This is a genomic window from Micromonospora echinaurantiaca, assembly GCF_900090235.1.
Taxonomy (GTDB): Bacteria; Actinomycetota; Actinomycetes; order Mycobacteriales; family Micromonosporaceae; genus Micromonospora; species Micromonospora echinaurantiaca.
Genome location: NZ_LT607750.1, coordinates 704,372 through 719,878, shown reverse-complemented (window position 1 = coordinate 719,878; position 15,507 = coordinate 704,372). Strand labels below are relative to the sequence as shown.

18 protein-coding genes are annotated in these 15,507 nt (G+C 74.0%); 4 read left to right on the top strand and 14 right to left on the bottom strand.

All coding sequences use genetic code 11. The features are described 5' to 3' along the window. The first annotated feature begins 2 nt into the window (after positions 1–2). Positions 3–803, top strand: a complete 801-nt coding sequence (locus GA0070609_RS03365; RefSeq protein WP_088992440.1) for an energy-coupling factor transporter transmembrane component T family protein — start codon at positions 3–5, stop codon at positions 801–803. 65 nt (positions 804–868) lie between these two features. On the opposite strand, the gene GA0070609_RS03360 is transcribed toward GA0070609_RS03365, so the two are convergent. Beyond that, positions 869–1,108 (bottom strand): hypothetical protein, encoded by a 240-nt coding sequence (locus tag GA0070609_RS03360; protein ID WP_088992439.1) that lies wholly within the window; start codon positions 1,106–1,108, stop codon positions 869–871. A gap of 404 nt (positions 1,109–1,512) precedes the next feature. On the opposite strand from GA0070609_RS03360, the gene gndA reads away from it, so the two are divergent. Next, positions 1,513–2,958 carry an NADP-dependent phosphogluconate dehydrogenase gene (gene gndA, locus GA0070609_RS03355; protein WP_088997459.1) on the top strand — a complete coding sequence of 482 codons (1,446 nt, stop codon included), beginning with the start codon at positions 1,513–1,515 and terminating at the stop codon, positions 2,956–2,958. Between the two features lie 125 nt (positions 2,959–3,083). Here gndA and GA0070609_RS03350 read toward each other — a convergent pair whose 3' ends face one another. The 5 genes from GA0070609_RS03350 to recO all read right to left on the bottom strand — a co-directional run bounded on the left by GA0070609_RS03350 (position 3,084) and on the right by recO (position 6,221). Next, a complete protein-coding gene (locus GA0070609_RS03350; protein WP_088992438.1) occupies positions 3,084–3,845 on the bottom strand; it encodes a pirin family protein in 762 nt (253 codons plus the stop codon). Further along, positions 3,842–4,069 carry a thioredoxin reductase gene (locus GA0070609_RS03345; RefSeq protein ID WP_088992437.1) on the bottom strand — a complete coding sequence of 76 codons (228 nt, stop codon included), beginning with the start codon at positions 4,067–4,069 and terminating at the stop codon, positions 3,842–3,844. The genes GA0070609_RS03350 and GA0070609_RS03345 overlap by 4 nt, the downstream gene beginning before the upstream one ends. A 260-nt stretch (positions 4,070–4,329) precedes the next feature. Further along, complete coding sequence (locus tag GA0070609_RS03340; protein ID WP_088992436.1) at positions 4,330–4,515, bottom strand: hypothetical protein; 186 nt, start codon at positions 4,513–4,515, stop codon at positions 4,330–4,332. 87 nt (positions 4,516–4,602) lie between these two features. Continuing rightward, positions 4,603–5,403, bottom strand: coding sequence for an isoprenyl transferase (locus GA0070609_RS03335; RefSeq protein WP_088992435.1), 801 nt, complete (start codon positions 5,401–5,403; stop codon positions 4,603–4,605). Between the two features lie 8 nt (positions 5,404–5,411). Continuing rightward, on the bottom strand, positions 5,412–6,221 hold the full coding sequence (recO, locus tag GA0070609_RS03330; RefSeq protein ID WP_088992434.1) for a DNA repair protein RecO: 810 nt from the start codon (positions 6,219–6,221) through the stop codon (positions 5,412–5,414). A gap of 101 nt (positions 6,222–6,322) precedes the next feature. Between recO and GA0070609_RS03325 the strand changes: the two genes are divergently transcribed. Then, entirely contained in the window at positions 6,323–7,099 is a 777-nt protein-coding gene (locus GA0070609_RS03325) for a DUF4097 family beta strand repeat-containing protein (protein ID WP_088997458.1), read from the top strand. On the opposite strand, the gene GA0070609_RS03320 is transcribed toward GA0070609_RS03325, so the two are convergent. From GA0070609_RS03320 to GA0070609_RS03285, 8 genes are all read right to left on the bottom strand, one after another. After that, entirely contained in the window at positions 7,080–8,285 is a 1,206-nt protein-coding gene (locus GA0070609_RS03320) for an acyltransferase family protein (RefSeq protein ID WP_088992433.1), read from the bottom strand. The genes GA0070609_RS03325 and GA0070609_RS03320 overlap by 20 nt on opposite strands. 206 nt (positions 8,286–8,491) lie before the next feature. After that, a complete protein-coding gene (era, locus tag GA0070609_RS03315) occupies positions 8,492–9,388 on the bottom strand; it encodes a GTPase Era (protein ID WP_088992432.1) in 897 nt (298 codons plus the stop codon). Positions 9,389–9,455: 67 nt separating this feature from the next. Continuing rightward, the gene (locus GA0070609_RS03310; protein ID WP_088992431.1) at positions 9,456–9,842 is read right to left on the bottom strand and encodes a cytidine deaminase; all 387 of its coding nucleotides are present in this window, start codon (positions 9,840–9,842) and stop codon (positions 9,456–9,458) included. Next, positions 9,835–11,250, bottom strand: coding sequence for a hemolysin family protein (locus GA0070609_RS03305; RefSeq protein WP_088992430.1), 1,416 nt, complete (start codon positions 11,248–11,250; stop codon positions 9,835–9,837). Before GA0070609_RS03305 ends, GA0070609_RS03310 begins: the two co-directional genes overlap by 8 nt. Next, positions 11,226–11,699, bottom strand: a complete 474-nt coding sequence (ybeY, locus tag GA0070609_RS03300) for an rRNA maturation RNase YbeY (RefSeq protein ID WP_088992429.1) — start codon at positions 11,697–11,699, stop codon at positions 11,226–11,228. The genes GA0070609_RS03305 and ybeY overlap by 25 nt, the downstream gene beginning before the upstream one ends. A 14-nt stretch (positions 11,700–11,713) precedes the next feature. Beyond that, positions 11,714–12,772 carry a PhoH family protein gene (locus GA0070609_RS03295; protein WP_088992428.1) on the bottom strand — a complete coding sequence of 353 codons (1,059 nt, stop codon included), beginning with the start codon at positions 12,770–12,772 and terminating at the stop codon, positions 11,714–11,716. 132 nt (positions 12,773–12,904) lie between these two features. After that, positions 12,905–14,281, bottom strand: coding sequence for a serine hydrolase domain-containing protein (locus GA0070609_RS03290; RefSeq protein WP_088992427.1), 1,377 nt, complete (start codon positions 14,279–14,281; stop codon positions 12,905–12,907). A gap of 45 nt (positions 14,282–14,326) precedes the next feature. Beyond that, a complete protein-coding gene (locus tag GA0070609_RS03285; protein WP_088992426.1) occupies positions 14,327–14,677 on the bottom strand; it encodes a histidine triad nucleotide-binding protein in 351 nt (116 codons plus the stop codon). A 68-nt stretch (positions 14,678–14,745) separates the two neighbouring features. On the opposite strand from GA0070609_RS03285, the gene GA0070609_RS03280 reads away from it, so the two are divergent. Then, positions 14,746–15,507, top strand: coding sequence for an SDR family NAD(P)-dependent oxidoreductase (locus GA0070609_RS03280; protein ID WP_088997457.1), 762 nt, complete (start codon positions 14,746–14,748; stop codon positions 15,505–15,507).

Genomic DNA, 15,507 nt, shown 5'->3' with positions numbered 1-15,507 from the left:
CCGTGATCACGCTGGAGCCGGTCGCCGCGCCGGACGCCCCGCTGGCCCGGCGCAACCCGGTGGCCAAGCTGGCCGCGGCCCTGGTCTTCTCGTTCATCATGATCGCCACCCTGGACCCGGTGGCGCCGGCCATCGCGGTCGCCGTCGAACTGGCCGTGCTGCCGCTGTTCGGGGTCCGGTTCCGGGTGCTGGCCCGGCGGGCCTGGCCACTGCTGCTGGGCGCGGTCGGAATCCTGGTCACCCTGGTGCTCTTCGCCGCCGAGCGGTCCGGCCGGGTGCTGGTCGAGGCCGGCCCGGTGGTGGTCACCTCCGGGGTGCTGCTCACCGCGCTCGGCCTGGTGCTGCGGATGTTCGCGGTGGCGCTGCCGGGTGTGATCGTCTTCGCCACCACCGACCCGACCGACCTGGCCGACGCGCTGATCCAGAACGCGAAGGCGCCGGCCCGGTTCGCCATCGGAGCGCTGGCCGCGTTCCGGCTGGTGCCGCTGCTCGGTCAGGAGTGGCAGATGATCAGCCTGGCCCGCCGGGCCCGCGGGGTCGACGCCGGTCGGAACCCGCTGGCCAAGCTGCGGCTCTTCGTCTCGACCGCGTTCGCGCTGCTGGTCGGGGCGATCCGGCGGGGCACCCGGCTGGCGGTGGCGATGGACGCCCGGGGCTTCGACGCGGGCACCCCCCGCACGGTCGCCCGCCGGCAGCGGTTCGGCGCCGCCGACGGCCTGCTGATCGCCGGGGCGGCGGCGGTGGCCGGCGCGGCCCTGACGGTCAGCGTGCTGCTCGGCACGTTCCGCCCGCTGATCGGCTGAGCGGCCACGCCGGGGTGGAGGGGCCACCGCCGGTGGGCGGCGGCACCTCCACCCCGGGCCGCCGGTCAGCTGCGCCGGAAGGCGTACCGGCGGGTCTGCCCGGCCCGCTGGGTGCGGCCGCCCGCCTTGCCGCCGCCGACCGGCGGACCGGCCTTCGGGGCGGTGGGCCGGGCGGCCGGCAGCACCGGACCGGCCGGCGACACCGGCGCGACGGCAACCTGGTCGAGGTTGACCGGCGTCAGGTCCGCGGCCGAGGGCGTGGGCAGGTCGCTGCGGGTCTTCTTCGGATTGCGCTTGGCGGGCATCCGGTGCCTCCTTGTCTGCGGACCGTTCCGGCCGGCGCTGGACGCGGGCGGGCGGACGATCCGGCTCGTCAGGTGACCGTCGGGCGACGGTCGTACGGATTCGGGACTGCTCGCCGGTACCGACCACGGAGGACACCACCGCCGCTGCGGCAGGTGGGAATGCGGACGCCCGGGAGCACGCGGACCCGCGGCAAGGGCGGCGGGCCGGCTCGGAGGTGGGGCGTCACTTGCGCATGGCCACACGGTACCGCCCCACCCGGACCCGCGCAGCCGAATTACCGACCACGGTCGAACCCGACGCGCCGCTACGCCGCGGTCACCCCGTGTCGATGTTCGGCGCGCCGGCCGTCGGGGCCGCGATACGGTCGCAGCGGCAGGTGTCGACGGCGGAAGGTGGCGGACGGATGGCCGAGCAGGCGACGGCACAGATCGGGGTGACCGGGCTGGCGGTGATGGGCCGGAACCTGGCCCGCAATCTGGCCCGCAACGGCTTCACCGTGGCGCTGCACAACCGCTCGCCGGAGCGCACCCGCAGCCTGGTCGCGGAACACGGCGACGAGGGCACGTTCGTGCCGGCCGAGTCGATGGCCGACTTCGTCGCCGCGCTGGAGCGTCCCCGGGCGGTGATCGTCATGGTCAAGGCGGGCGGCCCCACCGACGCGGTGATCGACGAGTTGATCCCGCTGCTGGACGCCGGCGACATCGTGGTGGACTGCGGCAACGCGCACTTCGCCGACACCCGGCGCCGGGAGGAGGCGTTGCGCGGCCACGGGCTGCACTTCGTCGGCACCGGCGTTTCCGGCGGTGAGGAGGGCGCGCTGCGTGGGCCGAGCATCATGCCCGGCGGCTCCGCCGAGTCCTACCGGAAGCTCGGGCCGATCTTCGAGAAGATCGCGGCCCAGGTGGACGGGGTGCCGTGCTGCCGGCACATCGGCCCGGACGGCGCCGGGCACTTCGTGAAGATGGTGCACAACGGCATCGAGTACGCCGACATGCAGCTCATCGCCGAGGCGTACGACCTGCTGCGGGCCGGGCTGGGCGCGGAGCCGGCGGAGCTCGCGGAGATCTTCCGTGAGTGGAACGCCGGCGAGTTGGAGTCGTTCCTCATCGAGATCACCGCCGACGTGCTGGGGCACCGGGACGCGGCCACCGGGCGGGCCTTCGTCGACATCGTGCTGGACCGGGCCGAGCAGAAGGGCACCGGCCGGTGGACCGTGCAGAGCGCCCTCGACCTGGGCATCCCGATCACCGGCATCGCCGAGGCGACCTTCGCCCGGTCGCTGTCCGGGCACGCCGACCAGCGGGCGGCGGCCCGCCGGGCGTTCCCGGACGCCGGCGAGAAGAAGTGGCAGGTCACCGACCGGGACGCGTTCGTCGAGGACGTCCGGCGGGCGCTACTGGCCAGCAAGATCGTCGCGTACGCGCAGGGCTTCGACCAGATCCGCGCCGGCAGCCGGGAGTACGACTGGGACATCGACCTGGGCGGGACGGCGACCATCTGGCGGGGCGGCTGCATCATCCGGGCCCGCTTCCTGGACCGCATCCGGCAGGCGTACGACGAGCAGCCGGACCTGCCCACGCTGCTGGTCGCGCCCTGGTTCGCGGACACCGTCAACGACGGCGTGCCGAGCTGGCGGCGGGTGGTGGCCGAGGCGGCCCGGGCCGGGGTGCCGGCGCCGGCGTTCGCCTCCTCGCTGGCGTACTTCGACGCGCTGCGCGCCGAGCGGCTGCCCGCCGCGCTGATCCAGGGCCTGCGGGACAACTTCGGGGCGCACACCTACCACCGCGTCGACCGCGACGGCACCTTCCACACCCGCTGGGCCGGCGACCGCTCCGAACTGGAGGCCTGACCGCCCCGCCCCGCGCGGCGGCCCCGCCCCGCCCCGCACGGCTTCGGCCTCGTTCACGAAAAAGTGGCTGTCCGACGCGGAACAGCCACTCTTTCAGTGAACGAGCGTGGTCGGGGTCGCTGCGGTCAGGCGATGGTGGCGTGCATCTCCCAGACCAGGATCTCGGCGGGGTCGGCGGCGGTGACCCGCTGGCCGCCGGTGCCGGTGAGCCGGGCGGCGTCGCCGGTGCCGAGCGGGCCGCTGCCCTCCAGGGTGACCGCGCCGGCCGGCACGTAGAGGTGCACGAAGGGCGCGTCCGGCAGGATCACCTCGTCGCCCGGCTGGAGCCGCGCGGCATGCAGGGTCGCGTACCGGTTGCGGATCCGGATCGCCGACGCCCCGTCGTACCGGTCCATGCCGGAGGCCACCGGCACCAGGCCGCCGCGCAGCAACTGGTCGTCGATCTCCAGCTGCTCGTAGCCGGGGTCGACGCCCTCGGTGTCGGGCAGCACCCACATCTGTACGAAGTGGACCGGGTCGGTGTGCGGGTCGCGGCCGTCGAGCCGCCAGGAGTCGTTCTTCTCCGAGTGCAGGATCCCGGTGCCGGCGCTCATCCGTTGGGCCAGCCCGGGATAGATCACCCCGGAGTGCCCGGTGGAGTCCTGGTGCACCAGCGACCCGCGCAGCACCCAGGTGACGATCTCCATGTCCTGGTGCGGGTGGGTCTCGAAGCCGGTGCCCGGCCGGACCACGTCGTCGTTGTTGACCAGCAGCAGGCCGTGGTGGGTGTTGGCCGGGTCGTAGTGCCGGGAGAACGAGAAGGAGTGCTTCGAGTCGAGCCAGGAGATCCGGGTGGCGAAGCGGTCGTCGGCCCGCCGGACGTCCACCCCCGGAACGGGCAGTGTCACCAGGCACGCTGCCCGGTGTCGGTGGGCGCGGGGGCCCAGGTCAGAGCCGGCTCCCCGGTGGCCAGTTCGGCGATCTCGCCCGCGCGCAGTCGGGGCGTGTGGCCGAACTCGGCGCAGTGCTGCTCGGCGATCTCGGCGCAGATCTCGGCCACCTGCTCGCAGATCGGGTCACCGAGGTCGGCGGCGTTCAACGCCATGATCATCTTGTACCGGAGATCCCGCATCCCCACCCCCGAGGCTCGGCGCGGTCCGGGGCGTACCCCCGGCTCCGATCCTAGGCACCGCCATGCCCACCCACCCCGGAAACCACCAACCCCGGCCCGGGGGTCGACCGGGCGGTCCCGCGTGGGCGATCCACCCGGACGGGTGACTGTCGCCAAACACCAGGAACTCCCCGATCGGCCGCCGGGCCGGGGCGGGAGCGGCGCCGCGAAGCGGCGGCGCCGAGCGGCGCCGGCACCATCGGACGCGGCCCCGCAAGGGGTCAGAAGAAGCGCCGACGCCTGGCCTTCTGCGGGCGGATCAGGTCGGCGCCCTTGGTGAGCAGGCGGGTGACCCCGGACGGGCCGCGCCGGGCCTCCAGCGTGTGGCTCAGCCGACGCACGCCGGCCGCCGCCAGCGGCACCGCGATCGCCATCACCGCCCACTGGGCAATGCGCTTCTGGATCATGTGGGTTCACCTCCGTCAGTGGCTGCTGACCGGATTGGTACCCAGCGTGACGGGTAGGTAAGCCTGCCCCGGGGGCGGACCTGCGGGTCAGGCGGGCGGGGCGACCGGGTTGGGCAACGCGCCGCCGAAGCGCCGGTCCCGCTGCGCGTACAGCTCGCAGGCGTACCACAGGTGCCGGCGGTCGAAGTCCGGCCAGAGCGTGTCGAGGAAGACCAGCTCGGCGTACGCGGTCTGCCAGAGCAGGTAGTTGGAGATCCGCTGCTCGCCGGAGGGGCGGAGGAAGAGGTCCACCTCGGGGACCTCCGGGTGGTAGAGGTACTTCGCCACCGTCTTCTCGGTGACCTTCGCCGGGTCGAGCCGGCCCGCCGCGGCGTCCCGGGCGATCGCGGCGGCCGCGTCGGCGATCTCGGCCTGCCCGCCGTAGTTGACGCAGAACTGCAGGGTCAGGGTGGAGTTGCCGCGGGACATCTCCTCGGCGGTCTGCAGCTCCGAGATCACGCTCTTCCACAGCCGCCCGGCCCGGCCGGACCAGACCACCCGGACGCCGAGGTCGACCAGCTGGTCGCGGCGGCGGCGGATGACGTCCCGGTTGAAGCCCATCAGGAAGCGGACCTCCTCCGGCGAGCGCCGCCAGTTCTCGGTCGAGAAGGCGTACGCCGACAGGTAGGGGATGCCCAGCTCGATGGCGCCCTCGATAGTGTCGAAGAGGGAGAATTCGCCCGCCTCGTGGCCCTTGGTGCGGGGCAGCCCGCGCTCCTTGGCCCAGCGACCGTTGCCGTCCATCACCACGGCGACGTGCCGGGGCACCGCCTCCGGGGGCAGCGCCGGCGGCCGGGCGCCGGACGGGTGCGGTGTCGGCGGCACCGGCTCGCGCCGGCCAGCCCTCATGGATCGGATCACTCGCTCTTCTCCCTGCTCGCGCCTTCCGCGCCGGACGCCGGGGCACCCCGGTCGACCAGCGGCAGCGAGCGTAGCGCGCGTTCCAGGTGCCACTGCAGGTGCGCCGCGACCAGGCCACTGCACTCCCGGCGTACGCCGGTCTCGGTGGCGTCGGCGACCCGCCAGTCGCCGCTGGTCAGCGCGGACATCAGGTCGATGGTGGCCGGGGCGGGGTGGGCGGCGCCGGGAGGCCGGCAGTCCGGGCAGACCGCGCCCCCGGCCGGTACGGAGAAGGCCCGGTGCCGCCCCGGGGTGCCGCAGACCGCGCAGGCGGTCAACGCCGGCGCCCAGCCGGCCAGCGCCATCCCGCGCAGCAGGTAGGCGTCGAGCACCAGGGTGGTGGCGTGGCTGCCGTCGGCCAGCGCGCGCAGCGCGCCGAGGGTGAGCTGGAACAGCCGCAGCGAGGGCTCCCGCTCCACCGGGGTGAGTCGCTCGGCCGTCTCGGCGATCGCGCTGGCCGCGGTGTAGCGCGGGTAGTCGCCCAGGAACCGCTTGCCGTAGAGGTCGATCCCCTCGACCTGGCTGACGGTGTGCAGCGAACTGCCCTGGTTGCCCTTCGGGTCACCGGCGAGCTGGAGGTCGACGTGCCCGAACGGTTCCAACCGGGCGCCGAACTTGCTGGTGGTGCGCCGGATGCCGCGGGCGACCGCGCGCAACCGGCCGTGCCGGCGGGTGAGCAGGGTGATGATCCGGTCGGACTCGCCGAGCTTCTGTACGCGCAGGACCACCGCGTCGTCGCGGTAGAGCTGTCGGCGGTACCCGGCCATCCGGTCATTCTCCCTCGGGGTGCGAAATCAGGGTCGGTTCGGGGTGCGCTGCCGGCTGTCCCCGATGTGTGGCGCCGGGGATCCGCCGTAGCGTGCTCGCCATGGCACTGCACCGAACCACCGCCGCCGTCGCCGCGGCCGCCACCCTCATCGTCCTCGCCGGGTGCGACAACCTCTCCTTCCGGCGCCTCGACTACGACAACACCGAGGCGGCGCGGATCACCACCATCCGGGTGCTGCCCGGCTCCGGCGACGTGGTGGTCCGGGCCAGCGGCCCGGCCGGCGAGGTACGGATCAAGCGGGTGGTGCGCTACCAGGGCGGCCAGCCCGACGCCCGGTACGAGATCAAGGGCGCCGAGCTGGTGCTGGACGCCGACTGCGGAAACCGGTGCAGCGTCTCCTACGAGATCACCGCCCCGGAGGGGGTCGCGGTCCAGGGCGAGACCGGCTCCGGCGACGTCGACCTGAGCCGGGTCGGCCCGGTGGAGTTCCGGCTCGGCTCGGGCAACATCCGGGTCAGCGACGCCAGCGGCCCGGTACGCGCCGAGACCGGCTCCGGCAACATCGACGTCGACGACGTGGCCGCCCCGGTCACCCTGCGCGCCTCCTCGGGTGACATCACCGCCCGTCGGCTCGGCGGCGAGGTGGACGCCGAGGCCAGCTCCGGCAACGTCAACCTGGAGCTGAGCACCGCCGCCTCGGCCCGGGCGCACGCCTCCAGCGGCGACGTCACCCTGCTCGTGCCCCCCGGCCCCTACCGGGTCCGCTCCGGGGCCGGCTCGGGCGACGTGCACGTCGCCGTGCCCGACGACCCGAGCGCGCGGCTGGTCATCGACGTGGGCACCGGCAGCGGCAACATCACGGTCGCCCAGCGCTGAGTTCCACGGTCTCCGGCTCGCCGGCCTCGCGTGGCGCCGGCACCGCGGCCCGGCCGCTGACCGGCAGGCCCGGCTCGGGCAGGTGCGCGGCCCCGGCGGGCGGCGGGCTGGACGGCACCGGCTCGCCGGCCGCCAGCCCGCGGCCCGGACCGGAGCGGACCGGGGCCGGCCGGGCCGCGACCGGTCGCCGGCCTCCGGGGACCAGTTCCGGCGGGCGGTTGGCCGCCACGTCCTCGACCCAGCCGACCAGCGCGGTGACCACCGCGACCAGCGCGAACACCAGGGCGACCCGGATGGCCAGGCCGACCGGGTCCTGGTGCGACCAGCCGACCACGTCGACCAGCGGGGTGAGCGCGACCACGAACGGCATGTGCCAGAGGTACACGGTCAGCGCCCGCCGGTTGAACACGGTCACCAGCCGGTCGAACCGGGGGAACCGGCCCAACCAGGCCGCGCCGGACGGCCCCCGGCCCAGCAGGACGAGCACGAAGGCGGCCGACCAGAGGGCGTTGCCGAGGTGGTTGTCGTTGAGGTCGAAGCCACGCGGGCCCGGATGGGTGACGATCCACGCGCCGCCGGCCGCGGCGAGGACCAGGGCGACCGGCAGCAGCACCCGGTTGGCCAGCCGGCGCAGCATCCCGGCCTGGTGGGCGAAGCCGAGCAGCCAGGCGCCGAAGTAGAGGCCGAACTCGCGCAGCACCACCGGCGCCGTCGGGTAGAGGCCGAACTCCACCGAAGCGAGCAGGGCGTACGGGGCGAGCAGGGTGGGCACCGGGGCGCGCCGGAACAGCCAGAGCGCGACCGGCGAGGCGAGCACGAACCAGAGGTAGTCGCGCAGGTACCAGATCACGCTCAGCGCCAGGGCGCCCCAGTCGTTCGCCGGCGGGTCGGCGATCGGGAAGAGCCAGAGCAGCACCTTCGGGCTCAGCGGCATCCCGGTGAGCAGCATCGCCGGTACGAAGACGGCGGCGACCACCCAGAGCGACGGCAGCAGGCGACGCAGCCGCCGGACGACGGCGGTCGGACCCCAGCGGTGCAGCGAGGCGGCCATCAGCGAGCCGGCGAGCGCGAACATCACCGACATCGCCGGGAAGACCAGGGTCAGGGTGGCCCACCCGGTGACGTGGTAGACGACCACTCGAACGATGGCCAGGAAGCGGAGCAGGTCCAGGTATCGGTTTCGCATCAGCCTGCAGGGGTCCGGGGACACGGGGATCTTCCTCCCCTACCCTGCGCCGCCGGCCCGCCAAACGACAGAGGCCCCGATCGAACGTGAACATCCCCATATGCCCGACCGATACCGATCATCCCGAACGGTCGCGTCCCCGCAGCTGCCACCGCGCCCGCCGCGGCGGCGGTCCGTCCTGGCCGCCGCCGTCCACCTCGGGGGGCTCAGAAGCCGAGTTTGCGCAGCTGCTTCGGGTCCCGCTGCCAGTCCTTGGCCACCCGTACGTGCAGGTCGAGGTAGACCCGGGTGCCGAGCAGCTCCTCGATCTGCCGGCGGGCGGTGGTGCCGACCTCCTTGAGCCGGCTGGCCCGGTGGCCGATCACGATCGCCTTCTGGCTGGGCCGCTCCACGTAGACGTCGGCGTAGATCCTGGTGAGCTGCCCCTCGGGGATCATCTCCTCGACCACCACCGCGATGGAGTGCGGCAGCTCGTCGCGGACGCCCTCCAGGGCGGCCTCCCGGATCAGCTCGGCGACCAGCACCTGCTCCGGGTCGTCGGTGAGCATGTCGTCCGGGTAGAGCTGGGGCGACTCGGGCAGGTAGCGGGTCATCACGTCGACCAGCGTGTCCAGCTGGTGCCCGGAGACCGCGCTGACCGGCACCACCTCGGCGAACTCGCCCAGCTCGCTGACCGCGAGCAGTTGCTCCGCGAGTCGCTTGCGGTCCACCAGGTCGGTCTTGGTCACCACGGCCAGCACGGTGGCCTTCAGCCCGGCCAGCTCGCCGGTGATGAACCGGTCGCCCCGGCCGACCGGCTCGTCGGCCGGGATGCACAGCCCGATCACGTCGACCTCGCTCCAGGTCTGCCGGACCAGGTCGTTGAGGCGCTCGCCGAGCAGCGTACGGGGGCGGTGCAGGCCGGGGGTGTCGACCAGGACGAGCTGCGAGTCGGGCCGGTGCAGCACGGCCCGGATCACGTGCCGGGTGGTCTGCGGCTTGTTCGAGGTGATCGCGATCTTCTGCCCGACGATCGCGTTGGTCAACGTCGACTTGCCGGCGTTCGGCCGGCCGACGAAGCAGGCGAACCCGGCCCGGTACGGGCGCTGTGCCAGGTCGCTCACGCCGTCGCCCCGCTCGATGCGGCAGCGATCCGCGGCGCTCCGCCGTGGGGCTGGACGATCCGCCGGGTCACGCGGTCACCGTGCCGAGGACGCTGCCGTCCGGGGCGGCCACGTGGACCGGCGCGTCGGCGGAGAGGTCCCGCACCGCTGCGTGCCCGGCGCCGTCCAGCGTCGACGCCTCGGTGACCACCACGGCCGCCTCCAGCCGGGTGGCGCCGGCCGCGGCCGCCGAGGCGACCGCCAGCTGGAGCGCGGTGATCGTCAGCGAGGGCAGCGAGACGCTGGCCGCCGCGTACGTCCGGCCGTCCTGGTCGCGGACCGCCGCGCCCTCCACGGCGCCCACCCGGCCCCGCGCGCCCCGGGCCAGCACGACCAGCTTGGCGTCCTCGGCGCTCAGCTCGACCGGCTCGGACGGGGTGGGCCGGGCGGCCGGCGCGGCGGATGACTCAGGCATCGGCGGGTTGCCTCTCCTCGGATCGGTTGTGGTTGCCCCGGGACTCGGGGTGCTCGCCCCGGCCGGAGCCGTCCGGTTCGCCGGTCGACTCCATCCGGCGCACCAGCACCGTGTCGATCCGGTTGCGCCGGCCGGTGGTGCCCTCGGCGACCAGCCGGAGGCCGGCCACCTCGGCCTGCGCCCCGGGGATCGGGACCCGACCGAGTGACTGGGCGAGCAGGCCGCCGACCGTCTCCACCTCGTCGGTGGGCAGTTCGGTGTCGAACAGCTCGCCCAGGTCCTCCACCGGAAGTCGGGCGGTGACCCGCACCGCCCCGTCCTCCAGGCGTTCGACCGGCGGGCGCTCGACATCGTACTCGTCGGTGATCTCGCCGACGATCTCCTCCAGGATGTCCTCGATGGTGACCAGCCCGCCGGTGCCGCCGTACTCGTCGACGACGATCACCAGGTGGTTGCGGGCGGCCTGCATCTCGGACAGCAGGTCGTCGACCGGCTTGGACTCGGGCACGAAGGTGGCCGGGCGCATCAGCTCGGCCACCGGCAGCCGCCGGTCCTCCGGCGCGCCGCCCTGGGTGCGCCGGATCAGGTCCTTGAGGTAGAGCACGCCGAGCACGTCGTCGACGCTCTCGCCGATGACCGGGATCCGGGAGAACCCGGAACGCAGGAAGAGCGCCAGCGCCTGGGAGAGGTTCTTGGTCCCCTCGATCCACACCATCTCCGTACGCGGCACCATCACCTCGCGGGCGATGGTGTCACCGAGCGCGAAGACCGAGTGGATCATCTGGCGTTCGCCGTGCTCCACCACGCCGCGCTGCTCGGCCAGATCGACCAGCTCGCGCAGCTCCACCTGGGTGGCGAACGGCCCCTCCCGGAAGCCGCGCCCCGGCGTCACCGCGTTGCCGATCAGGATCAGCAGCGAGGCGAGCGGGTTGAGCGCCCGGCCGAGCCAGCGCACCAGCGGCGCGACCGCCCGCCCCACCGCGTACGCGTGCTGCCGGCCGAGGGTGCGCGGACCGACGCCCACCACCACGAAGCTGACCACGGTCATCGCCCCGGCGGTGATCAGCGCGGCCCGCCAGCCCGCCCCGAAGGTGTCCACCGCGACCAGGGCCACCAGGGTGGTGGCGGTCAGCTCGGCGAGCAGCCGCAGCAGCAGGAGCAGATTGAGATGGCGGACCACGTCGCCGGCGACGGCCTGGAGGGTACGCGCGCCGCGCGCGCCGTCCCGGGCCAGCTCGGCGGCCCGGGCCGGGGAGACCGCGGCCAGCGCGGCCTCGGTCATCGCGATCAGGCCGGCGAGCACCACCAGGCCGGCCGCGAAGACGATCAGTTGCGCGTCGGGCAGGCCGGCGGTCGCGCCGGCCGCCAGTAGCGGTGTGGACATCACCGGGACCGGGTCGACCGCCAGCTCGCCAGCAGACGGGCCTGGAGCGCGAACATCTCCCGCTCCTCCTCCGGCTCGGCGTGGTCGTAGCCGAGCAGGTGCAGCACGCCGTGCACGGTGAGCAGGTGCAGCTCGTCGGCGGCGGAGTGCCCGGCGGTGGCCGCCTGCTTGGCCGCCACCTCGGGGCAGAGCACGATGTCGCCGAGCAGGGCGGGCTCGCCGCCCGCGGCGGTGGCCTCCCCCGGCCCGTGGTCGACGCTGCCTTCGTCCATGGGGAAGGCGAGCACGTCGGTCGGCCCGTCGCCACCCATCCAGCGGTGGTTGAGCTCGGTCATGTAGTCGACGTCGACCAGCAGCACGGAGAGCTCGGCGAGGGGGTTGACCCCCATCTCGTCGAGGGCGTGCCGGGCGACGGCGAGCACGGCGTCGGTGTCGACGTCGACACCGGACTCGTTGGCGATCTCGATGGACAACTGTCTTCCTCTGTCTAGCGGCGCCGGCCGGCGCGGCCGCCCTGGGCGGCCCGCCCCGGCACGGCGCGCACGCTCTGCGCCTGCTGGTTCTCCCGCTCGGCGTCCCAGCGGGCGTACGCGTCGACGATCTCCCCGACCAGCCGGTGCCGGACCACGTCCGAGCTGGAGAGCTGGGCGAAGTGCACGTCCTCGACGTTCGCCAGGATCTCCCGGACCACCCGCAGGCCGCTGGTCGTGCCGCCGGGGAGGTCCACCTGGGTCACGTCGCCGGTGACGACGATCTTGGAATTGAAGCCCAGCCGGGTGAGGAACATCTTCATCTGCTCGGGCGTGGTGTTCTGCGCCTCGTCGAGGATGATGAACGCGTCGTTGAGCGTCCGGCCGCGCATGTACGCCAGCGGCGCGACCTCGATCGTGCCCGCCGCCATCAGCTTCGGGATCGAGTCCGGGTCGAGCATGTCGTGCAGCGCGTCGTAGAGCGGACGCAGGTAGGGGTCGATCTTCTCGTTCAGGGTGCCGGGCAGGAAGCCGAGCCGCTCCCCCGCCTCGACCGCCGGCCGGGTGAGGATGATCCGGTTGACCTGCTTGGCCTGGAGCGCCTGGACGGCCTTCGCCATGGCCAGGTAGGTCTTGCCGGTACCGGCCGGGCCGATGCCGAACACGATGGTGTGCACGTCGATCGCGTCGACGTAGCGCTTCTGCCCCAGCGTCTTGGGACGGATGGTGCGGCCGCGCCGGGAGAGGATGTTGAGCGTCAGGACCTCGGCGGGCCGCTCGGCGCTGCCCTGCTCGAGCATGCCGACGGTACGCCGGACGGCGTCTGTGGTCAGGGTCTCGCCTTTCTCGATGAGTTCGAGCAGCTCGCTGAAGAGCCGCTCGGCGAGGGCATTGTCCGCCGGGGCGCCGCTGATCGTGATCTCGTTACCTCGGACGTGCACGTCGCTGTTCACCGAGCGCTCGACCAGTCGCAGGATCTCGTCACCCGCGCCGAGCAGGTTGACCATGATCTTGGAATCGGGGACCGTGATCCTGGTCTGCACCCGAGGCGGGCCGGGAGGTGGGGTGCCGGTCATAGGTCGGGCCGAGGGGCCCTGCGCCACCTGCTCTCGAATCAGCGCCGGCCCTGCTGGCGCGGCGTGCGGACGTTACACCCATCGTATCGGTTCAACACGGGTGGCACCTCGCCCATTTCCGCCGCCCCCGGGTCAGCTTCCGGCGCGGAAGTCGTACCGCTCGAAGGTCTCCTGGGTGCGGGTGAACCGGTACGTCGCCCAGTGCATCCGGACCACCGTGCCGCGCTCGTCCCGGGTCAGCCGGAGCAGCTCACCGACCTCCCGGCCGGACACCGTGCGGTAGACGTCCGGCTGGTCCGGCAGCGGCGCGAAGACCGCCGGCGGCTTCCCCGCCGGGTCGTCGGCGCCCCGCGCCCGCAGCGCCCCGTCGTGCCAGGAGAAGACGTACTCGAAGCCCTCGCCCCACCAGCGGCCGAGCAGCCCGCGTACCCCCTCGGGGGCGGGCGGGCCCGGCCGCCACGGCTCGATCTCGGCGGGGTCGTGCTCCACCGCCGCGTTGAGCAGCCGGTGGGTCAGCTCGAACAGCTCCGCCGCGGTGCCGGAGGAGCCGAGCACCGCCGCGCCCATCGCGCCGGCGGTGCCCTCGCCGCCCCGCCGGCCGTAAACGGCGGCCAGGAAGCCGGGCATCGCGCCGTCATGCCCGACGTGCATGATCCGCCGGCCCTGCGGGACCAGGATCAGCCCGAGCCCGAAGCCGCCGGACCAGAGCGTCTCGTCGGTCATCGTCACCGGCCAGCGCATCTCGTCCAGGGTCGCCGGGGCGAGCACCCGGCCGGCGGCGTCGAGCGCCGCGGGGTCGGCCAGGAAGGCGGCCCAGCGCGCCATGTCGCCGGCGGTGCTCCAGAGCTGGGCGGCCGGACCGACCGCGCCGAAGTCGGTCGGCGGCTCCGGGTGCGCCTCGTCGGAGTACGTGTCGACCAGGAAGCCCGTCGCGGCCCGCCGACCGGGCGCCACCGTGGTGTGGGTCAGCCCCAGCGGGGTCAGCACCCGCTCGGTCAGCACCTCGGCCCAGGTGGCGCCGCGCAGCTCGCCGACCATCCGGCCGAGCAGCGCCATGCCGAGGTTGGAGTAGTGGTAGCGGCGGCCCGGCGGCAGCACCCGCTCGGCGCGGGCCAGGTCGGCGAGGAGCGCGTCGGCGTCCGGGGCGCGCAGGGTGTCCCAGACGTCGCCGTACGGCTCCCGTTGCAGGCCGGCGGTGTGCGACAGCAGCCGGCGGACGGTCAGCTCGCCGTGCGCCGGCAGGTCGAGGTGTCGGCCGATCGGGTCGTCGAGGTCGAGCAGGCCGTCGTCGCGGCACTGCAGGGTCAGCACGGCGGTGAAGGTCTTGGTGACCGAGCCGATCCGGAACCGGGTCTCCGGGTCGAGCGCGGTGTCGTTGCCGGTCCAGCCGACCGTGCACTGCCACAGCGGCCGGTCGGACCGGTGCAGCGCCGCCGACACCGCCGGCACCCGCGCCTGCGCCTGCACCCACCGCACCATCCGCCCGAGGCGGTCCCCCACATCCGTCACCCGGGCAGTGTAAGGAGGAGCGGCGGGCCGGCGGGCGGCGACGGGTCAGCGGCAGAGCATCGGGCCGAGCGGCGCGCCGCCGAGCAGGTGCGCGTGCGCGTGGAAGACCTCCTGGCCGCCGTACGTGCCGGTGTTGAACATCAGCCGGAACCCGTCGCCGAGCAGCCCCTCGTCCTCGGCCACCGCGGCGGCCGTGGCGAGCACCGCACCGGCCAGCGCGGGGTCGCCCTGGCCGAGGGTGGCCACGTCGGCGTAGTGCTCCTTGGGGATCACCAGCACGTGCACCGGCGCCTTCGGGTCGATGTCGCGGAAGGCGAGGGTGGTGTCCGTTTCCCGGACGATGGTGGCCGGGATCTCCCCGGCGACGATGCGGCAGAACAGGCAGTCGGCTCCCATTCGGGCATGTTATGCGCTGCGCCGGGGGCCGGTGAGCAGGGCCGGACCGCTCCGGCATGATGGCCGGCGTGACTTCACGGGCGGTACTGGTGACGGGGGGCTCGCGCGGCATCGGGCGGGCGGTGGTCAGGGCCTTCGCGGCCGGCGGCGACCGGGTGGCGATCCACCATCGGGAGTCGGCGGAGCTGGCCGAGGAGTTGCGCGCGCAACTGCCCGGCGACGGGCACGTCGTGGTCCGCGCCGACCTCGCCGACCCGGACGCGGTCCGGGCGATGGTGGACCAGGCCGCCGAACGGCTCGGCGGGCTGGACGTGCTGGTGAACAACGCGGGCGTGTTCGGGCCCGCCGACCCGCCGCACCCGGTCTTCGAGAGCAGCTACGAGCAGTGGCGGCAGCGCTGGCGCGAGGTCCTGGACACCAACCTGTTCGGCGCGGCCAACGCCACCTGGTGCGCCGCCCAGCACATGCGCGGGCGCGGCGGGCGGATCGTCAACGTCTCCTCGCGCGGCGCCTTCCGCGGCGAGCCGGGCAACCCGGCGTACGGGGCGAGCAAGGCGGGGTTGAACGCGATGGGCCAGTCGCTCGCGGTGGCGCTGGCCCCGTACGGGATCGCGGTGGCCACGGTCGCGCCCGGTTTCGTGGCTACCGACATGACCAACGAGCACCTGAAGGCCGAGCGCGGCGCGGCGGTCCGGGCGCAGAGCCCGTTCGACCGGGTCGCCCGCCCGGAGGAGATCGCCGCCGCTGTGCACTGGCTCGCCTCCCCCGAGGCCGAGTGGGCCTCCGGCACCATCGTCGACCTCAACGGCGCCTCCTACCTGCGCAGCTGA